The organism is Aminobacterium sp., from assembly GCF_034926885.1.
Lineage (GTDB): Bacteria > Synergistota > Synergistia > Synergistales > Aminobacteriaceae > Aminobacterium.
On sequence record NZ_JAYFQR010000003.1, the window covers coordinates 112644 to 128959 of the forward strand.

Here is a 16316-nt window from a genome sequence, read left to right on the forward strand (position 1 = left end):
ATCTCCTCTCTCGCTAGGTGAAATTGCAGTAACGCAAAGCAGCAATAATAACGTTGTGCGCGGTTTCAGGTTCTTTACGTGGAGCACTAAACATGTATGCAACTATTATCCAGAAGGGCGTGAGGATTCAATGGAGACAAAAGGTGCGCTAACAAATCTGAAGGTGCTTGACCTCACTCGTGTATTGGCAGGTCCTTTCTGCACTATGATTCTTGCCGATATGGGAGCCGATGTTATAAAGATCGAACGGGCAGATAGTGGTGATGATACTCGCTCAATGGGACCATTTCTGAACGGCGAAAGCGCCTACTACATGAATCTCAATAGAAACAAAAGAGGAATGACCCTGAATTTGAAAGATCCGCAAGGGAAAGAACTCTTCCTTGAAATGGTTAAAAAAGCTGACATTGTAACAGAAAACTTCCGGCCAGGCACAATGGAAAATCTCGGCATTGGCTATGAGCCTTTGAAAGAAATCAATCCCCGAATTATTTACGCCGCAATTTCAGGGTTCGGACATACGGGCCCCTACAAGATGCGTCCCGGTTACGATATTATCGCCCAGGCCATGAGCGGACTTATGAGCACAACTGGTTGGCCGGGGGGAGAACCAACACGAACCGGAACGGCGATGGGCGATGTTCTGGCAGGTCTTTCCTGCGCTATCGGCATTCTCGCAGCAGTCAACGCAAGAAATCTCACAGGAGTGGGCCAAAAGGTAGATATTGCGCTCGTGGATTCCGCCGTTGCCAGCCTCGAAATTATCAATATGATCTACCTCATCGAGGGGCGTATTCCTCAAAGAATAGGAAACCGCTACGAATCCACCTACCCTTACGATTCCTTCAAAGCTTCAGACGGAAGTCTTGTTATAGGCGCTGCCAACAATAAATTATGGAAAAACCTCTGCTCGGTGATGGAACGACCTGAATTGGCCGAAGCTCCCGAATATCTTGAAGTAAAAGACCGAGTCGCCAGAAATGAAGAACTCAAGGTTATCGTCGAGGAATGGACCACAAAACACACCGTTCAGGAAGCTTTCGACTTGATTAACGACGCCGGAATTCCATGCGCACCCATTATGTCAATCGACCAGATCGTCAAAGATCCCCACATTGCCGGAGACCGAGAAATGTTCGTAAAGACCAGCCATCCAATTGCCGGGGAACTGACGATCACAGGCAGCCATATCAAACTTTCTGACACGCCTCCGACCATAAGAACCCACTCCCCTCTTTTGGGAGAGCACAATGTTGAAATTCTGAAAGAACTTCTCGATATGGACGAGGAAGAAGTGAAAGAGCTGGAAAGGAGAAAAATTCTCTAATGACACATCTTCAGGCGCCGAGCTCGGCAATTATACGCGAAGTATGTCCCAGAGATGGTTTCCAGAGCGTAAAAGACTTTATCCCCACAGAGGATAAGGTGAAATTCATAAACGACTTGGCAAAGACGGGAATTTCGGTAATGGAAGTCACTTCGTTTGTGAGTCCCAAAGCCATTCCCCAAATGGCCGATGCTGCCGAAGTCATGGAAGAGTTTAACAAGAATTGGAAGGATAGGATAGAATCCGTAGCGCTCATTCCTAACTTGAGAGGCGCCGAGAATGCACTCAAAGCAAACCCCGATTGGATTAACTTTGTTCTTTCAGCCAGCGAATCACACAATAAATCAAATACTCGCAAAACCGTAGCGGAATCCTTGGAGGAGCTCAAAAAAGTCGCAGCAATAAAGGGAGAATGCAAATTATGCGTATCTGTGGCCACCACCTTTGATTGCCCCTTCGAAGGAGCCATTGACCCTGAAGCCGTAATAAAGATTTTAGATACCGTTTTTGAAATAGGAGTAGACGGCGTTACACTTGCCGACACTATCGGAACCGCAGATCCATCAAAAATCAACAACACACTTTCACGAATCAGAGAAAACTATGGAGACTATCCCTTCTTCCTCCACCTTCACGATACCCACGGCATGGCCATGGTTAACACCCTTACCGCACTACAACTTGGGTTCAGCCGCTTTGATTCGGCAACGGGCGGACTTGGAGGATGTCCGTTCGCTCCTGGCGCCGCAGGAAACCTCGCTACCGAAGATCTCGTCAACTTCTTAGAGAAAATAGGCGTCAAGACGGGCGTTGATCTGCTTAAGGTGATATCTGTAGCCAGAGATATGGAAGCATATGGGCTGCACGTTACAAGTCACTTGTCTGCCAGCAATATTGGAAGGGAAAGCGTCAACTGTTGCCATCAACTGTAGAAACTGTAAAATAAGAGAGGCTTCTGTGAACAGGTTTTTCGCCAGTTCGCAGAAGCCTTTTTATATCATTCCGAAAGGAACGGGAAGGGTTCCGTTGGGGTGAATTTACTTGAGACTTCGCCAGAGAGAATGGGATTGCTGCTCAAGTCGAGTTTCGTGGGTTTCGCCCCTTCCTTCAGATTCAACTTTTCCAAATCCACCCAAAATACAGCAGGAGTCAGCACCGACTCAAAATAGTAGCGACGGGCTTTAGTGTCCGCCACTGTGCGCCAGAGTGTGGAAGAGAGATTCGGTTTTTCCGGGTCGACGATTCCCAAGGGAACTGATATGTGGCGTATTAAAGAGAAAACTGTCGCGATGGCGCGTTCTGGAGAGTCTACTTTGGGGGTGGCGTCGAGGTTCCAGCTGATGCGAGCGAAACGGTCTGAAGCTCGGTGGGTTCCAGGTAAAAACTTCATGCCGCCGACGCTCTTCCAATAGCTATCGATAGCCAGTTGCTCATTAAAGGGAGGCGAGTTGGTCATGACCACGTATGCGCGATTGTGGTGAGTTACAAGTTTGCCTTCGATGTATTCGAAGATGGCGCTGTCGCCCGATGTGTCTGCGATTGCAACATGGCCGCTGGCTGCTTTTCCTCCGGGGAGAGGTGGCGCAACGATAGAAAAGGGCTCTTTTTTGAGGGAATTTACGGCTTCCGCAACAGTAGCGTAGTTGTCGAGAATATATTGCCCCCAGGCGCCAATCGAGAGTAACGGGCGTCCTGACGCCTTGGCGTCTCCATAGTCGGATTCGGAAAGGTACAAAACGTTGACGATGAGTCCGGCATCGTTGATTCCGTCTACTGTTCCCGTATTGTAAATATCTGCTACAAGCGAACCAAATTTTGACGTCCATGTAATGGAGTTGGAACCACAGCCTCCATCTCGTTTCAAGCTGCGCGGAAAAGCCCATAGGTCGGTTTTTGTATCGTCGTACCAGTCCATAGTTCGCCCGACGATGTAGTTATTTGTGCCAGTTTCATAGAGAATTCGAGTGCAGGCGTGGGCTTGAAATCCGATTAAAAAGATGAGTGCAACGGCGAGGAAGATTGATAGATGTAAAGAGTGGTGGCAGTGGCGGTTATAGTGGTGGTTATAGTGGCGGGATTGGGGCTGCTGCGTTTTGGGCCAGATCCGAGCTTTTCTGTTCATAAAGCATCATCCTTTCTGGTGGAATCTAGCAAAAACGTTCTTTTCGCATGGATACATTGATCTGGCTTGAAGGCTGAGTGTATAGGTTAGATGATAGATTGGGTAAGAAATTGCTGTGTCGTATGCTTTTATGGCAACGGAAGAAGTCTATACTAGATTAGAGTTGGTATAGTTCATTTTAATATATTTATACAAAAAGGGATTGTCAAGTTGGAGGGATGCGGGGCTTAGGAGGTATCGAGACAAAGAGAGCTTACGTAATCGCTGTGATTACGTAAAAAATTTGTGTTTAGCAAAGCCGAGAATCAACTACAAATCAAACGTAAAGGTACGGAATATGTGTCCATACAAAAAGCTTGAGACGCAACTAATAGGCTGTGCATCTCAGAAGTAAGAAGACTACTATCTACCCCCGGTTGTACTATCGTAATGAACATCTCTGTTTCTTGTATAAACAATTTATTTTTGATCTTATGAAGTTTGGAAATATCACCGACCTCGAAACGTGAAGGTTTGCTTTCTTTAAGCCTTTTTCTTTCTCGATTTTCCATCCGACCGATCATTTCAACTGCCTTTCCTCTCCACTTAACACTTTTTTCAGCTTGACCACAAACCTCATAAAGATCCAAAAGGCGAGCTCCTGGAGTATCTTCACTAGAAAATTTACAATGAAATAAGTCTATACGAACCGTTCTTTCTTGTTCACGAATCCCTATTACATCAGCTATTTCACCAGGTCCATCATCGTCGAAAACAATAGAATATACCCCGTTTTCTCTCATCTCGCTAATAAGAGCATACTGAATGGATTCTGTCTTTTTAGTGTAATTATGTTTTTCTAGTTGGGATTCAGTACGAATATTAACACCTTTAGCTCCCCAATCCCACTTCACAACACTAGATGCTGGGAACTCTCCTCCAGGCTCCTTCGATAAGTTAATTCGTACATTTCCTTGTATTGAAGAACAATCTACATACCAAATAGTTGGAGGGTTTTCATTAAAATAAGAGTCGAGGTCAAGACTAGTTTGATTTCCAATTCTTATCTTTGAATGGCATGGCCCTTTTGATGTAATACGATACCCATCAGCACCTATTTCTAAACTAAATGTTTCTTTAAAAAAATCATTCTTTACTTCAAATAATAGATTGTCTTGAGATTGCACTATTAACGCTATGTCTAGTTCTTCAATTGGATAGTCCCCTTCTAAATTAGATAACACTATTTTTTTATTAATTTTAAAATTTAAAACATCAGGCCAGTCAATTCTATAAGGTTCTTGCGAAGGTAAATTTTTAATTATTTCAGGTATAAGCACTCCGTCCATAATTTCTTTAACATTAATAGATTCATCAAGGATTTTATCTATAATTTCATCGCACCAATTTTTCCAAAAAGCTAAACTTTCAACCCATTTGGACCATATAACACCTTTATATGAACAACCTATACTAACTTTCCCATTTCCATTGTAACCAATGCCAAATATATTAGACTTATAGCAATTATTTTTTGTAGACTCAGATATTCCTTTAGCAACATCAATACCCGCAAACATCTTATATCTGATTGGGCCATCTATCCCAGAATTTAAGCCCACAGTAACAAGAGCTAATCTATTTATTCCATACAAACATCTAAAAACTTGTTCGGATTTAATTACTGTCACCCCAGACCGAAAAATTTTAGATACTAACGCATAACCTTTATACTTATCACTAGCATTTAAAAATACAACGTTCTTATCTTGATTCCAATAAACCACATAAAAATTCCACATTAAATCCGAAATATTCTGCTGAGTAGACCAACGTACACTAGATTCCCTAGGTTCAATAACTACTAATATTTTATCGTCCTGATTATCCATACAACAACAAGTACTTTCATCAAATACTTTTACCCATTTACCCCAATTCCATGTCTCATCTTTTGTGTGATATGCAATCATACTTACTTTCGGGCGCATTTGCTTCAAATTTATGATATCTTTTGCTGCCCCATCAAAATGATTCACTAAATTTTGCAAAACTATTTCACGCTCTATAAATTCGCTATATTTTAATGGTAACAACTTATTCCAATCAGTATCTTTTTCATACATGTCTTCAATTGCTTCTACTATCTCATCATCTGCAATATTCGTCACTATAGTGGCATGACCTAAATCTTTTCTTGTTCTTGCAAATCTTCCTATAAATTGTAATGTTATTGGAATAGATTTATATTTGTCATGTATTGCTACAATCTTCAAGTTTGGAATATCTACCCCTTCTCCAAACATATCAACACAAACAACGATGTGAGAATTTAAGGAGCATATAGCCTCCAGATTCTCTCGTTTTTCCCTTAAGCTCATTTTACTTTCTACAAGGACCGGATTATATTGTAAATACCTTCTAGAATAGATATTCTCGTATAATTCACGAGCTCGCTTTATCGATTTCGCCCTAACCAACAATATGTGTTGTAATCCATTATCCAAATCTCTTTCTAAAACTTGAACGGCTTTTTGTGCAATCACATTGTCTTTTTTATTTTCGTCAAATTCTTCAACAGGGGCAAATTCAATTTCTTCAAAATATCCGTGCTTTTGGGCTAAAGCTAAAGGAAAGTTATATACAATGTCTCCGTCAATTTTATTCCCATCAGATCTAAACGGAGTTGCAGTGAATTGCAATACCCGATTTCTTTTAAAGTAACTTTTGAAAGTCCTCCACGTTTTCGAACTAATATGATGAGCTTCGTCCACTATTAATAAAGAACAAATTTCAGCTAGATATTTTTTGTAATCTTCATTCATATTATTTACCAAACTCATAGTTGTGATAATAATATTTGCAGATTCCACTGCCGATCTAAACGTTTGACTATCTTTTATTCCCTTTTTAAGCAATAACACATTTGGCTTTAGAACTGTTTCTCTAAGATTTCCTATATCAAGCAAAACTCCCCAGTGACAAGCTTTTTCATAAATCTGAGTTCTTAAGAAATCAGAAGGAACAACAATCAAAGTTCTAAGAATTTTTTCTGCAACAATTGTCGCTAGCATAGTTTCTGTTTTTCCTGTTCCTGTTGGCATAACAACTGTCAAAGCATTTTTATTTATAGTCCAATTGGCTCGTATAGCACATAAAGCTCCAAATTGAGGAGATCTTAATCCTGTAGTTGCACTATCACTTGCAACTTTGTCAATAAATCCGCCAACCCAACTCTCCGACACTACTTTAGCAGAAAGATAATTACCATTTTCTATAAATCCAGAAAAACGATTTCCTCTTAGATTGCTTTCTTTTATTTCCAAGTCTTTTCCTCCCTTTTAATCAACCAATTTATGGCTATTTAACACAATGTTTTCTTCGTTAAAAACTTGGATTATTTTTTAAATTACATTAGTGGTTGAACAATATAAAAGAGTGCAAATATGCTTGGAGAGAAAACATCTGGAATAAAGCTCAAAATTTACTTGATTCTCTAAAACAAAAAATCCAATTCCTAGCATTTGTATGAGCTAAGTATAAAAATTTAAATACTAAAGGTTAACCTCATAACACCTTTTAAAACTAGATAAGCAATAGACAATAAACAAAATAGTGTTTGTTAGATAAATGAGTCCAAACAGCAACTTGTATCGCCAAAGGTACTCCATGAACGTATTAAACGGTGAACATGATTTGTTAAGAATAAGCATATCCATATGGATTGAGAATTTTTCCCTAATTTAGCTAAAGATATAACGCTCTAAAATTACGAATAGACACAGCGCCAAACTTGAATTGGACAACAATAGATCAGTTTTAAATGAGCACAACACTACCTGACGATGGTGCTAACTCACTCTATCAGCATTAAAAAAATTCAACATCATACGAACATGATTCAAAGAAAACAAAGAGTTGTCCTCTTCCAGCTACATAACACTATAAACATAAACAATATCACCTAAAAGAGCACTGTTAAACTTTATGTATATATATTATTGAAATAGACAAATTTATTACTATAGCAACATATTAAATTTGTTAACTAAACTATCAAAATCGCTGTCACTCATGCCACGGTACATCTTACATACATACTTTTTCTCAAAAATACTTATTTTTCTGCACGAAAACCTACACATTTTAAAAATCTTCCATCTATGCCGCCTCGTAATCACAGAATCTTCAGGCTCTTTCGAACTCATACGAATGAACAGTGTCTCATACTTTGTCATAACAGCAAGACCATAAGCAATTGGAACATATTGAAAAGAAAGTATAATAGGTATAAGAAAGCTTATACATAAATCTATCATGTTTATATTCGTATATTCATTAATGAAATTTTTAAACGTATCCATTAACACCCAAAATAAAATAAAGCACAAAACAGCTAAAGCACCATATCTCACTTTCCATTTTTCATCTTGGTTAGTAACAATAATTATACAAATACATGTTAAAATCGGTAATAATATTAATTCATTTATAAGACTATATGAATGCGTATTTAAAAAAAATTCGAAAAGAGTCACCACTTTAAAGTTCTTTTTAAGCATATCAATAAAGTACTCATCGTTATCTTCATTTGTTATAGCTCCAAAACATTCAGTGATCCCAACAAATATCACCCAAATAGAAATATCTTTTATATAACCACATTTCCAAATAGGCATACGAGAACCTAAAAGAATAATAACAACTCCTGAAGCTATCATAATAATAAATATAATACGTATCTTAGGTGCTAGTGCCGCTTTTATTACATATAAAGCTGATTCTCTTGATTGATGCCATGTAAAGGCAAAGACAATTAGAACAACCAGCCAAATACAAGATGCAATTTCACGATTAGAAAATATATCCATTGTCATCTATCCTTACATTAATTTATTGTTCAACATCTTCTACTAAACCAAGTATTAGAATTAGATTAAAAAACCTTATGACTAAACATCTTCCTTTTTTTCATATCAATCACATACTCATACAGCCTCATTGTTATTTCTAATTAGTTCTATCAATTTTTAACAATCTCTTTGCAACTTTCATGAATTATTCATGAATGGGAATCTCACTCTTTACGAATAACGCTATTCAACTTTTGCTTAATAGTTTCACGAAATTCACTTAATTCATGTGCTTTTATATAGTAACCCAAATTTGTCATTAATTTTGTTTTAGAAAATATTGTTTGTTGAGTAGGAATACTTTCAACTAAAATTTCCCCTTTTGCATCTAGAGATGCTCCTGAATATAAAATCCCTAAAAATATCAGTCTACTTGATCCCATGTGGATGGTCCCTTTTTTATCAATATAACTTATTTCATTCATGATGTAGATAGGAGAGCCAGAAGATCCTGGGAAACATGCCATATCAACTAACCCAATTCCCTTCTCATTAAAATCATAAGCCGGATGAGAAGCAGTAGATCCTGTTCTGAAAATAGGAAGATTATTATTTTTATCCCACAACCCAATAGGATAACCTACCATCACTACTTCTTCTAATGCTCTTAATTCTTTCAATTGAGACTCATTGTAAACAAAACCTTCATTGATAGCTTTAAAAAATACATCCTTTTTCGTAAGATCTTTAACTTTTTCAAACATGGGGTTTGCAAACGCCATGCATAAATCTTGAGTAGGATGGAATATCCAATCCGTACAATAATTTACCTGAAAATTTTCTTCTGTAGATTTATTTTTTTCTTTCAAATGTAAAAAAAAGGTCACATCTTCTTTGGGGTTATTATTTATTACATGTTTATTTGTGATGATTGCTGGAATGATAGAATCATCAATAAGAAAGTTGAAAAAAAACCCCGTTCCTAATGAACCATTTTTTGTCTTCAATCTTATCGTATTAAACATTAAATCTTCGGAAATTGAATTAGATCCCATTTTCTGCAGCCTCCATTAATAAGATTTTTATTAGAATATAAAAATGGAATATTGCCTTATCAAATACAATTGTATTTTTCGTGATTATTTATACAATATTATTGTAGCACAAAACCACACAATATGAATGGCGTTTTGCTATGCAAAATAGATCTTTACACTAATCTCACCAACCGATTAAAAAACAGCAAAAAACGTTAGATTTTCAAATTATCTAGAGTTTCCTTGCTTATTTGTTTAAATTAACTTAATATTTTAAGTGAAAGATACATTTTCCTAATGCAGTTTATTTTAAGGAAGGCGATTCATATGGGGAGATCGTATTGGTTAGATTCATTTACTGGAAAAACTTGGGAAGAGTTTCTTAAGGCCGGGGCTAACGTCTCTGGTTTCAGAGAAACACGTAAAACAACATGCAAAAGGGTCAAAGCTGGAGATTACTTTATCTGCTATATAACTGGCGTCCAAAGATTTATTGGAGTTTTGGAAGTAATGTCAGAGGTTTTTATTGACAATAAACCTATATGGGAAAATCAACTATTCCCCGTTCGATTCAATGTCAAAGTAGTTCATAAACTTACTCCCGAAGCGGCTGTTCCACGTAACTTAATAGAGCATCTCAATTACGAAAAGCTGACGTCATCAAGTGCCTGGGGTGGATTCCTTAGAGGTTCACCACAAAAATTTCATCCGCACGATGGCGAATTAATAATCAAAGAAATCATTAAAGCAAAGGATAATCCTGTATCTAGGGATTTTGATAAAAAGAAATATTTTAGAACACCTAAAACATATGAAACAAAGAACGGTATTGTAACTATTCCAGAAACAGAAAACAATGAAGAGACTCATTCGCCCGAGTTGAAGAATATTCAAAAACCTGAGGGAAACACCGTTACCCACGAACAAATTCAATGGTTGCTTCTTGAGATTGGTTCTAGGCTTGGTTTAGATGTGTGGGTAGCACGAAATGATAAAAACAAAGAGTTCAACGGAAAACTCTTTAAGGATATAAAAGGTATGCGAACCGAGTTGCCTAATCAGTTTGATGATGCCACCAATAGAACAATTCAGCTAATTGATGTTCTATGGCTTCAAGGAGATTCTATTGAGGCTGCTTTTGAAGTGGAACATACAACGTCCATTTATTCAGGCTTGCTGAGAATGTCAGATCTTATATGCATGCAACCTAATATCAATATAAAGCTTTTTTTGGTCGCGCCAGATGAAAGGCAAGATAAGGTTTTTGAGGAAATCATGAGGCCTACTTTTGCAAAATTGAAGAAACCGCTCCCGAAAATATGCAAATTTATTCCTTATTCCACATTGAAAGAAACATTTGATAGACATAAAAGCATGCTTGACGTTATGAAACCAAATTTTATACAAAAAATTGCTATAAGCTGTGAAGGAGACGAAATTTAGTTAAAAATAAGGGAAGGAATCATTATAGTTACTTCCATTTTTAAAATTTCGAGTTATAAATATAGTAAAATTTTGGCTTTAACTTAAATTAGCTTCCTCTCATGTCAGAACCACAGCCTCTAGAATACGGTAAGTCATGTCTCATTTTAGTGCGTATTAGAACGTACTAAAATAGATTGTAACCTATCGACACGTACTGATATACATGTCAACTTTGATTGCCCCTTCGAAGGAGCCATTGACCCTGAAGCCGTAATAAAGATTTTAGATACCGTTTTTGAAATAGGAGTGGACGGCGTTACACTTGCCGACACTATCGGAACCGCAGATCCATCAAAAATCAACAACACACTTTCAAGGGAAGCCCCTACTAGCTTTTTAATACGTATTGACAATACGTATTAAAAAGCTACAATAGAAACATCAAAAAGGGGGCTGTGGATTGGGTCGTACGATATCGTCAAGAGAAATCATTGCCATGCTGAAAGCAAAAGGATGGGAGAAAGTTGCTTCCATTGGAGATCACGTCCAATTTAAACACCCTCATAAAAAAGGAAAAGTTACGGTAAAACATCCAGAAAAAGATATTTCAGGAGCCTTACTAAAAAGCATTGAGAAACAAGCAGGGATACGACTCAAGTAACGATTCCTGCCCCAGAGGAGGAATATGACAATGGCAGACCGCTATATTTACCCAGCACTTTTTCACTATGAAGAAAACCAAGTGGGAGTAACATTTCCCGATTTGCCTGGCTGTGTTACGGTAGGCAAAGATGAAACAAATGCTATCAAATGCGCAAAAGAAGCGTTGGGACTACATCTCTACGGCATGGAAGTTGATGGCGAATCAATTCCCGCTCCGTCATCTATTAAAAGTTTGCCACAGAAAAAAGGAACAATCTGCGTACTTGTTGATGTTTGGATGCCACTCATTCGCGCATCTGTAAAAGAATACAGCGTAAAAAAGACGCTTACAATACCTGCATGGATGGATCGTGCCGCCAAAGAAGCGGGAATAAAAAATTATAGTTTGATGCTTCAAGTTGCAATCGCACAAGAACTCGGTATAGATATTAAAGCTGAAACCCCATCTTCACATCCTGATCCCACTGCTGCATGATTAAAACAAATGCACGCCACCGCTACTTCCCAACAGGAAGGCGCTGCTGCACATTTTTGCGTGTTCTGAAATCCCGGGCCTTAATAAACAGGGGCTGCGCCATTTCCGTTAGTCGCGAAACGATCCGCGCGCCCCTTTCTCCCAACATTTTTTCAAGCTGCGACATAGAGCACGCATTTGTTGTTATGACTGTCTGCTTCCCCAACCTGTATCGCGCGTCAATAACAGAAAAAAGCCGCTCACTCACCCAACTCGTCGATCTCTGCGCCCCCAAATCGTCGAAAGCCACGCAATCCGCCTCCTTCACTGCCTCTTGAATCGCGTCTGCGGTTCCTTCATCGTAGCCTGACCGAATTTCGTCGAGCAAATCCACCACCGGCACGAATAGGGCCTCTCTGCCCCGACTCACAGTTTCTTGCACCATGGCGATGGCAAGATGGGTCTTCCCCACACCTGTTCCTCCACCCAGAATTATGGAGGCGCCGTCTTCCACACTCGCCATTGCCAGCCCCTTCGCCGTTCTGATCATGGGGTCTCCGGTCGTTATGAAGGTGTCGAAAGTACAGCGTTTCATGGCTTTTGGAATCTTGCTCGCCCGAATAAGCCGTTCCATTTTCCGCTGCCGACTCTTTCTCTCGCGGTTCACACACTTTCCCAACTCGGCAACAATTATTTTCCGTCCGAAGATTTTTTTCGCTGAAACTGACCATCGGAGCCCTTTGTATTTGCACAGAGCGATTCCCGAACACGTGGCGCAGAATCGTTGCTGCTCTTCAGCCTGTATGAAATCTCCCATGGAACCGTATAAATCCGATTCCGTTATTGATGGATTTTTGAAAAGTCGCTGCACGTACGAGAGAACCCCGTTTGTCATGACAACTCACCTCCGTATTTTTCAAGCAGAGCCTTCTGCTGACTGGCCTCCCACTCTTTTAAATCAGACGTTCGCTGTTTTTCGTATGGGTCATCAGATGTCAAAGTCCTTTGCGTTTCAGATCTGCCCCTCCGCCCTGAAGTCTGGTATTTCAAGCTTTCGTAAATGTATTCGAGGGTGAGCGTGTGCAGCGGACGTTTCCTTTTTTCGTATCGTGACACAGCCTTTGCGATCTCATGGTTCACCCGTGCAGGGACATGAATTTTTTCGAGGGCTTTGATTGCGGAAAGTTCCCGTAGAGTGATTTCCTTTCTTCCAGTCTTAAGTAAGAAATACTCTACCGTCGCGCGCATTGCTTGAGGAACCGCTTTTAAGGCCGTTTCTAAGTCCGCTTCCAAGTCTGCTCCCACGTCTGTTTGTTTCAAGCGTGCTTTCGCGGGTTCCTCCCGCTTCTCTGAAAGAGAAGTATCTAGTTCAAGTGATTCTAGTTCCGCTACTTCGTTTGCTGCATCCCCCTGGTGCACGTCGTGCATCCTTGCAGACGATGCGCCCCCAGCTCGGTGGCCGATAAGGATATATTCCGAAGAAAGCTGGCGCTTATTTTTGTACCGAGGATTCCGCCTCAGATATTTTTTAGATTGCAACCGTTTCAGGCTCTCTTGAGTGGAGCGCACTGAGCACCCCGCATATGCGGCAATTTTTGCCACTTTGGGAAAACATTTTCTCTCGCCTACGGATGCGAAACTGCAAAGAACGGCGTAGACGGTTTTGTCGATAGGAGAAAGGTCTTTGTCACGAATGACGCAGAGGTCTACGCATGTCCACCAAAAATCACGAGTGTCGTTTAGAAGTGTTTGGTCTGTCATGTAACTTCCCCTCTTTCTGATATAAAAAATAGACTCCCTCTACCTATATAAGTGTGCTCGTGACGCTGAAAAAACAAAAAGTGAAAAATTTTTGAAGTTTTTGGGGTGAAAAAAATCTAACCGTGAAAGGGGTGACTCTATTTGGAGTTTTCGGGATGAGCGCTTAACTGGCACTCCATTCTTGAAAGTAGTATCATGATATTAGAATGTTTTGCGAACCTCTCTTCTCGGGAATTCTCATGTTTCACCGCTGCCAACGCATGAAAATGGGCACCCCTTCGCGAAAAAACACATTTGACATAGGAGAATAGACACATGGGTAAATACAACTTTGATCACGTAATAGAACGTAGAGGTACAGCTTGTCAAAAATGGGATAATCTCGGCAAGGTTTTCGGTGATCCTGATATTCTAGCTCTTTGGAAAGCCGACATGGATTTTAAAGCCCCACCTGAAGTGATTGAACGCCTGAAAAAAAGACTCGATCACGGAATTTTCGGATACCCTAACAGACCTGATGATTTTTATGATGCCATTATTTCTTGGATGTCTCGCCGCCATGGTTGGAATATCAAAAAGGAATGGATTTGCCACTCTCCAGGCGTTACTCCCTCTCTTGTCTTTTCTATGCTTGCCATGACAAGACCAGGCGATCGGGTTGTTATCCAATCACCAATCTACGCCCCTTTCTATCACATCATCGAAGAAAATGGCCGAAGGATAACAGATAATCCTCTCGTTCTCGACAACGGGCGCTTTTTCATGAATCTCGATGATCTGAAAGCTAAGCTGAATTCCAGGGTAAAAATGCTTTTTCTCTGCAACCCTCACAATCCTTCAGGGCGAGTATGGCAAAAGAGAGAGCTCGAGGAAATAGCTGAAATATGCCTTAAAAATAACATCACTATAGTATCTGACGATGTTCATTCAGACATTGTATACGAAGGCAATAAGCATATTCCAATAGCAAGCATCTCACGAGATATAGAAGAAAGAACCATAACAAGTTTTTCACCCAGTAAGACGTTTAACCTTGCCGGCTTCCGTTCTGCTGTGGTCGTAATTCCCAATAAAGATCTTAGAGATAGATACAACGACCTTATCTCTGGAATGCACCTTGCCGGGGTTACAGTCTTTGGAGCAGAAGCCATTGCCGCCGCCTATTCAACTGGGGAAGAATGGCTAGAAGAACTAATTGAGTATCTCAGCGGAAATTTACGTTTCGTCGGAGAGTTTCTTAGAGAAAATATTCCCGCTATTAAACTAATCAAACCGGAAGGGACATATGTTCCCCTTATCGATTTCAGGGAACTGGGATTGTCTTCAGAGGAACTTCAGAAATTTCTTGTTCATAAAGCTGGCGTTGGAATGAACAACGGAGCAGAATTCGGCAAAGTAACAGAGGGGTTTGCCAGAATGACCATAGCGGCTCCCAGATCCACAATCACCGAAGGACTCAACAGAATTAAAACAGCCATTGAAAATAGATAGAGGAGATTATATTGATAAAACATCTTAAGATGACAGCTAACAAAAAGCTTTCGCTCATTTATTTACAACATTTTTTTAACGATCTGCACACCTCTTTTTTGCAGACTTTTCTGCCCTTTTTGATAGAAAGGCTGGGACTTTCTGTAACTCAAGCAGGGATACTGACTTCTTTGCCTGGACTATTTAACATGTTTCTCCAGCCGTTCTTGGGTTTTGTTTCAGACATAACATCCCGTCCAGTCATGATCGTCTGGGGGCCAATTTTAACAGCACTTGGAGCCTCGCTCATTCCTTCGGCTCCTTCTTACGGAGTTACTTTGATTCTTGTGTCGATATGGGGGTTGGGCAGTGCCGTCTACCACCCTCAGGGGCACGGCTCCATAGGATATATTGGAAGTTTGGAAAAATTGCCTCTTCAGCTCGCTTTTTTTAGTACTGTGGGAATTCTAGCAAGTTCTGCTAGTCCACTTTATGCAACATTTCTTTTTAAATACTGCCATGATTGGCCACTTAACATGATTCCTGTCGTTCCAGTAACCATTACAGGAATATTATTCTGGATACTGGTTCCATCGGTACATAAAATAAAAGAAAAGATTAAAAAACAACAGTCAGGTCATTTTCTTAAGACTACGAAACATATTTTTAGTGATATTTGGCCGATCTGGACTGTTACTTTCTTTAGAGATATGACCAACCACGGAATAAAGTTTTTATTTCCCCTTCTTATCGCTCTTCGGGGGGGAGGCATTGAAAAGGTAGGATTTTCTCTTTTCCTTCTCCAGTTAGCTAAAGTTGTATCTCCCCTTCTGGCCGGAAAGGCAGCTTTAAAATACGGGAACAAGAAGGTTTTACTTTTTGCCCAAGGAGCCTGCCCTTTACTTATTTTTCCTGAATTATTCTTTGAAGGCTGGCAGGCCTTCGTTCTTTTTCTTGTAGGGAACGCCTTACTAATATCTTCGTCTCCAATTCTCGTTGCCCAGGCTCAGGAATTGGCTCCGGAATCAAAAAGTACGGCCACATCTCTTCTGATGGGAGTTGCGTACGGCCTCAGCGGCCTTACTATGGCCATTGTTGGAAAGATAGCTGACCTGCAAGGTATTGTGTTTGCATTCTCACTTATACTTCTATTCCCCCTGCTTAATATCTTTATTATTCTGTGTAAATGGGGGAAAGGGCAAAAAGCATAGATACATAGCAAAAG

At 39.9% G+C, this 16316-nt stretch carries 14 protein-coding genes; 8 read left to right on the plus strand and 6 right to left on the minus strand.

Translation table 11 applies throughout. From position 1 onward, the window contains the following. The first annotated feature begins 130 nt into the window (after positions 1-130). Together VB083_RS02235 and VB083_RS02240 are read left to right on the plus strand one after the other, a co-directional pair. On the plus strand, positions 131-1327 hold the full coding sequence (locus VB083_RS02235) for a CoA transferase (protein WP_323401660.1): 1197 nt from the start codon (positions 131-133) through the stop codon (positions 1325-1327). Then, a complete protein-coding gene (locus VB083_RS02240) occupies positions 1327-2259 on the plus strand; it encodes a hydroxymethylglutaryl-CoA lyase (protein ID WP_213701213.1) in 933 nt (310 codons plus the stop codon). Before VB083_RS02235 ends, VB083_RS02240 begins: the two co-directional genes overlap by 1 nt. A gap of 65 nt (positions 2260-2324) precedes the next feature. Here the strand turns inward: VB083_RS02240 and VB083_RS02245 are convergent, their stop codons facing one another. The 4 genes from VB083_RS02245 to VB083_RS02260 form a co-directional block, all read right to left on the minus strand. After that, positions 2325-3449, minus strand: coding sequence for a linear amide C-N hydrolase (locus tag VB083_RS02245; protein ID WP_323401661.1), 1125 nt, complete (start codon positions 3447-3449; stop codon positions 2325-2327). Between the two features lie 305 nt (positions 3450-3754). Beyond that, the gene (locus VB083_RS02250) at positions 3755-6754 is read right to left on the minus strand and encodes a DEAD/DEAH box helicase (RefSeq protein ID WP_213699516.1); all 3000 of its coding nucleotides are present in this window, start codon (positions 6752-6754) and stop codon (positions 3755-3757) included. Positions 6755-7450: 696 nt separating this feature from the next. Further along, complete coding sequence (locus tag VB083_RS02255) at positions 7451-8299, minus strand: hypothetical protein (protein WP_213699517.1); 849 nt, start codon at positions 8297-8299, stop codon at positions 7451-7453. A gap of 206 nt (positions 8300-8505) precedes the next feature. After that, positions 8506-9336 carry a hypothetical protein gene (locus tag VB083_RS02260; protein ID WP_213699518.1) on the minus strand — a complete coding sequence of 277 codons (831 nt, stop codon included), beginning with the start codon at positions 9334-9336 and terminating at the stop codon, positions 8506-8508. Between the two features lie 309 nt (positions 9337-9645). On the opposite strand from VB083_RS02260, the gene VB083_RS02265 reads away from it, so the two are divergent. The 4 genes from VB083_RS02265 to VB083_RS02280 all read left to right on the plus strand — a co-directional run bounded on the left by VB083_RS02265 (position 9646) and on the right by VB083_RS02280 (position 11881). Beyond that, complete coding sequence (locus VB083_RS02265; RefSeq protein WP_213699519.1) at positions 9646-10761, plus strand: EVE domain-containing protein; 1116 nt, start codon at positions 9646-9648, stop codon at positions 10759-10761. Positions 10762-10962: 201 nt separating this feature from the next. Next, the gene (locus VB083_RS02270; RefSeq protein WP_323401683.1) at positions 10963-11166 is read left to right on the plus strand and encodes a hypothetical protein; all 204 of its coding nucleotides are present in this window, start codon (positions 10963-10965) and stop codon (positions 11164-11166) included. Between the two features lie 37 nt (positions 11167-11203). Then, on the plus strand, positions 11204-11404 hold the full coding sequence (locus tag VB083_RS02275) for a type II toxin-antitoxin system HicA family toxin (protein ID WP_323401662.1): 201 nt from the start codon (positions 11204-11206) through the stop codon (positions 11402-11404). Positions 11405-11434: 30 nt separating this feature from the next. Continuing rightward, entirely contained in the window at positions 11435-11881 is a 447-nt protein-coding gene (locus VB083_RS02280) for a type II toxin-antitoxin system HicB family antitoxin (protein ID WP_213699520.1), read from the plus strand. Between the two features lie 22 nt (positions 11882-11903). Here the strand turns inward: VB083_RS02280 and VB083_RS02285 are convergent, their stop codons facing one another. Continuing rightward, on the minus strand, positions 11904-12755 hold the full coding sequence (locus VB083_RS02285; RefSeq protein WP_323401663.1) for an ATP-binding protein: 852 nt from the start codon (positions 12753-12755) through the stop codon (positions 11904-11906). After that, positions 12752-13621, minus strand: coding sequence for a helix-turn-helix domain-containing protein (locus VB083_RS02290; protein ID WP_323401664.1), 870 nt, complete (start codon positions 13619-13621; stop codon positions 12752-12754). Before VB083_RS02290 ends, VB083_RS02285 begins: the two co-directional genes overlap by 4 nt. Positions 13622-13936: 315 nt before the next feature. On the opposite strand from VB083_RS02290, the gene VB083_RS02295 reads away from it, so the two are divergent. Continuing rightward, complete coding sequence (locus VB083_RS02295; RefSeq protein WP_323401665.1) at positions 13937-15112, plus strand: PatB family C-S lyase; 1176 nt, start codon at positions 13937-13939, stop codon at positions 15110-15112. An 11-nt stretch (positions 15113-15123) separates the two neighbouring features. Next, positions 15124-16302 carry an MFS transporter gene (locus tag VB083_RS02300; protein WP_213701221.1) on the plus strand — a complete coding sequence of 393 codons (1179 nt, stop codon included), beginning with the start codon at positions 15124-15126 and terminating at the stop codon, positions 16300-16302. Positions 16303-16316: the final 14 nt, after the last annotated feature.

Excerpts from the sequence above, each read along its gene's own strand:
- VB083_RS02290 (WP_323401664.1), bottom strand. The coding sequence starts at position 13,621 with ATGACAGACCAAACACTTCTAAACGACACTCGTGATTTTTGGTGGACA.
- VB083_RS02260 (WP_213699518.1), bottom strand. The coding sequence starts at position 9,336 with ATGGGATCTAATTCAATTTCCGAAGATTTAATGTTTAATACGATAAGA.
- VB083_RS02255 (WP_213699517.1), bottom strand. The coding sequence starts at position 8,299 with ATGGATATATTTTCTAATCGTGAAATTGCATCTTGTATTTGGCTGGTT.
- VB083_RS02265 (WP_213699519.1), top strand. The coding sequence starts at position 9,646 with ATGGGGAGATCGTATTGGTTAGATTCATTTACTGGAAAAACTTGGGAA.
- VB083_RS02295 (WP_323401665.1), top strand. The coding sequence starts at position 13,937 with ATGGGTAAATACAACTTTGATCACGTAATAGAACGTAGAGGTACAGCT.
- VB083_RS02245 (WP_323401661.1), bottom strand. The coding sequence starts at position 3,449 with ATGAACAGAAAAGCTCGGATCTGGCCCAAAACGCAGCAGCCCCAATCC.
- VB083_RS02235 (WP_323401660.1), top strand. The coding sequence starts at position 131 with ATGGAGACAAAAGGTGCGCTAACAAATCTGAAGGTGCTTGACCTCACT.
- VB083_RS02240 (WP_213701213.1), top strand. The coding sequence starts at position 1,327 with ATGACACATCTTCAGGCGCCGAGCTCGGCAATTATACGCGAAGTATGT.
- VB083_RS02280 (WP_213699520.1), top strand. The coding sequence starts at position 11,435 with ATGGCAGACCGCTATATTTACCCAGCACTTTTTCACTATGAAGAAAAC.
- VB083_RS02285 (WP_323401663.1), bottom strand. The coding sequence starts at position 12,755 with ATGACAAACGGGGTTCTCTCGTACGTGCAGCGACTTTTCAAAAATCCA.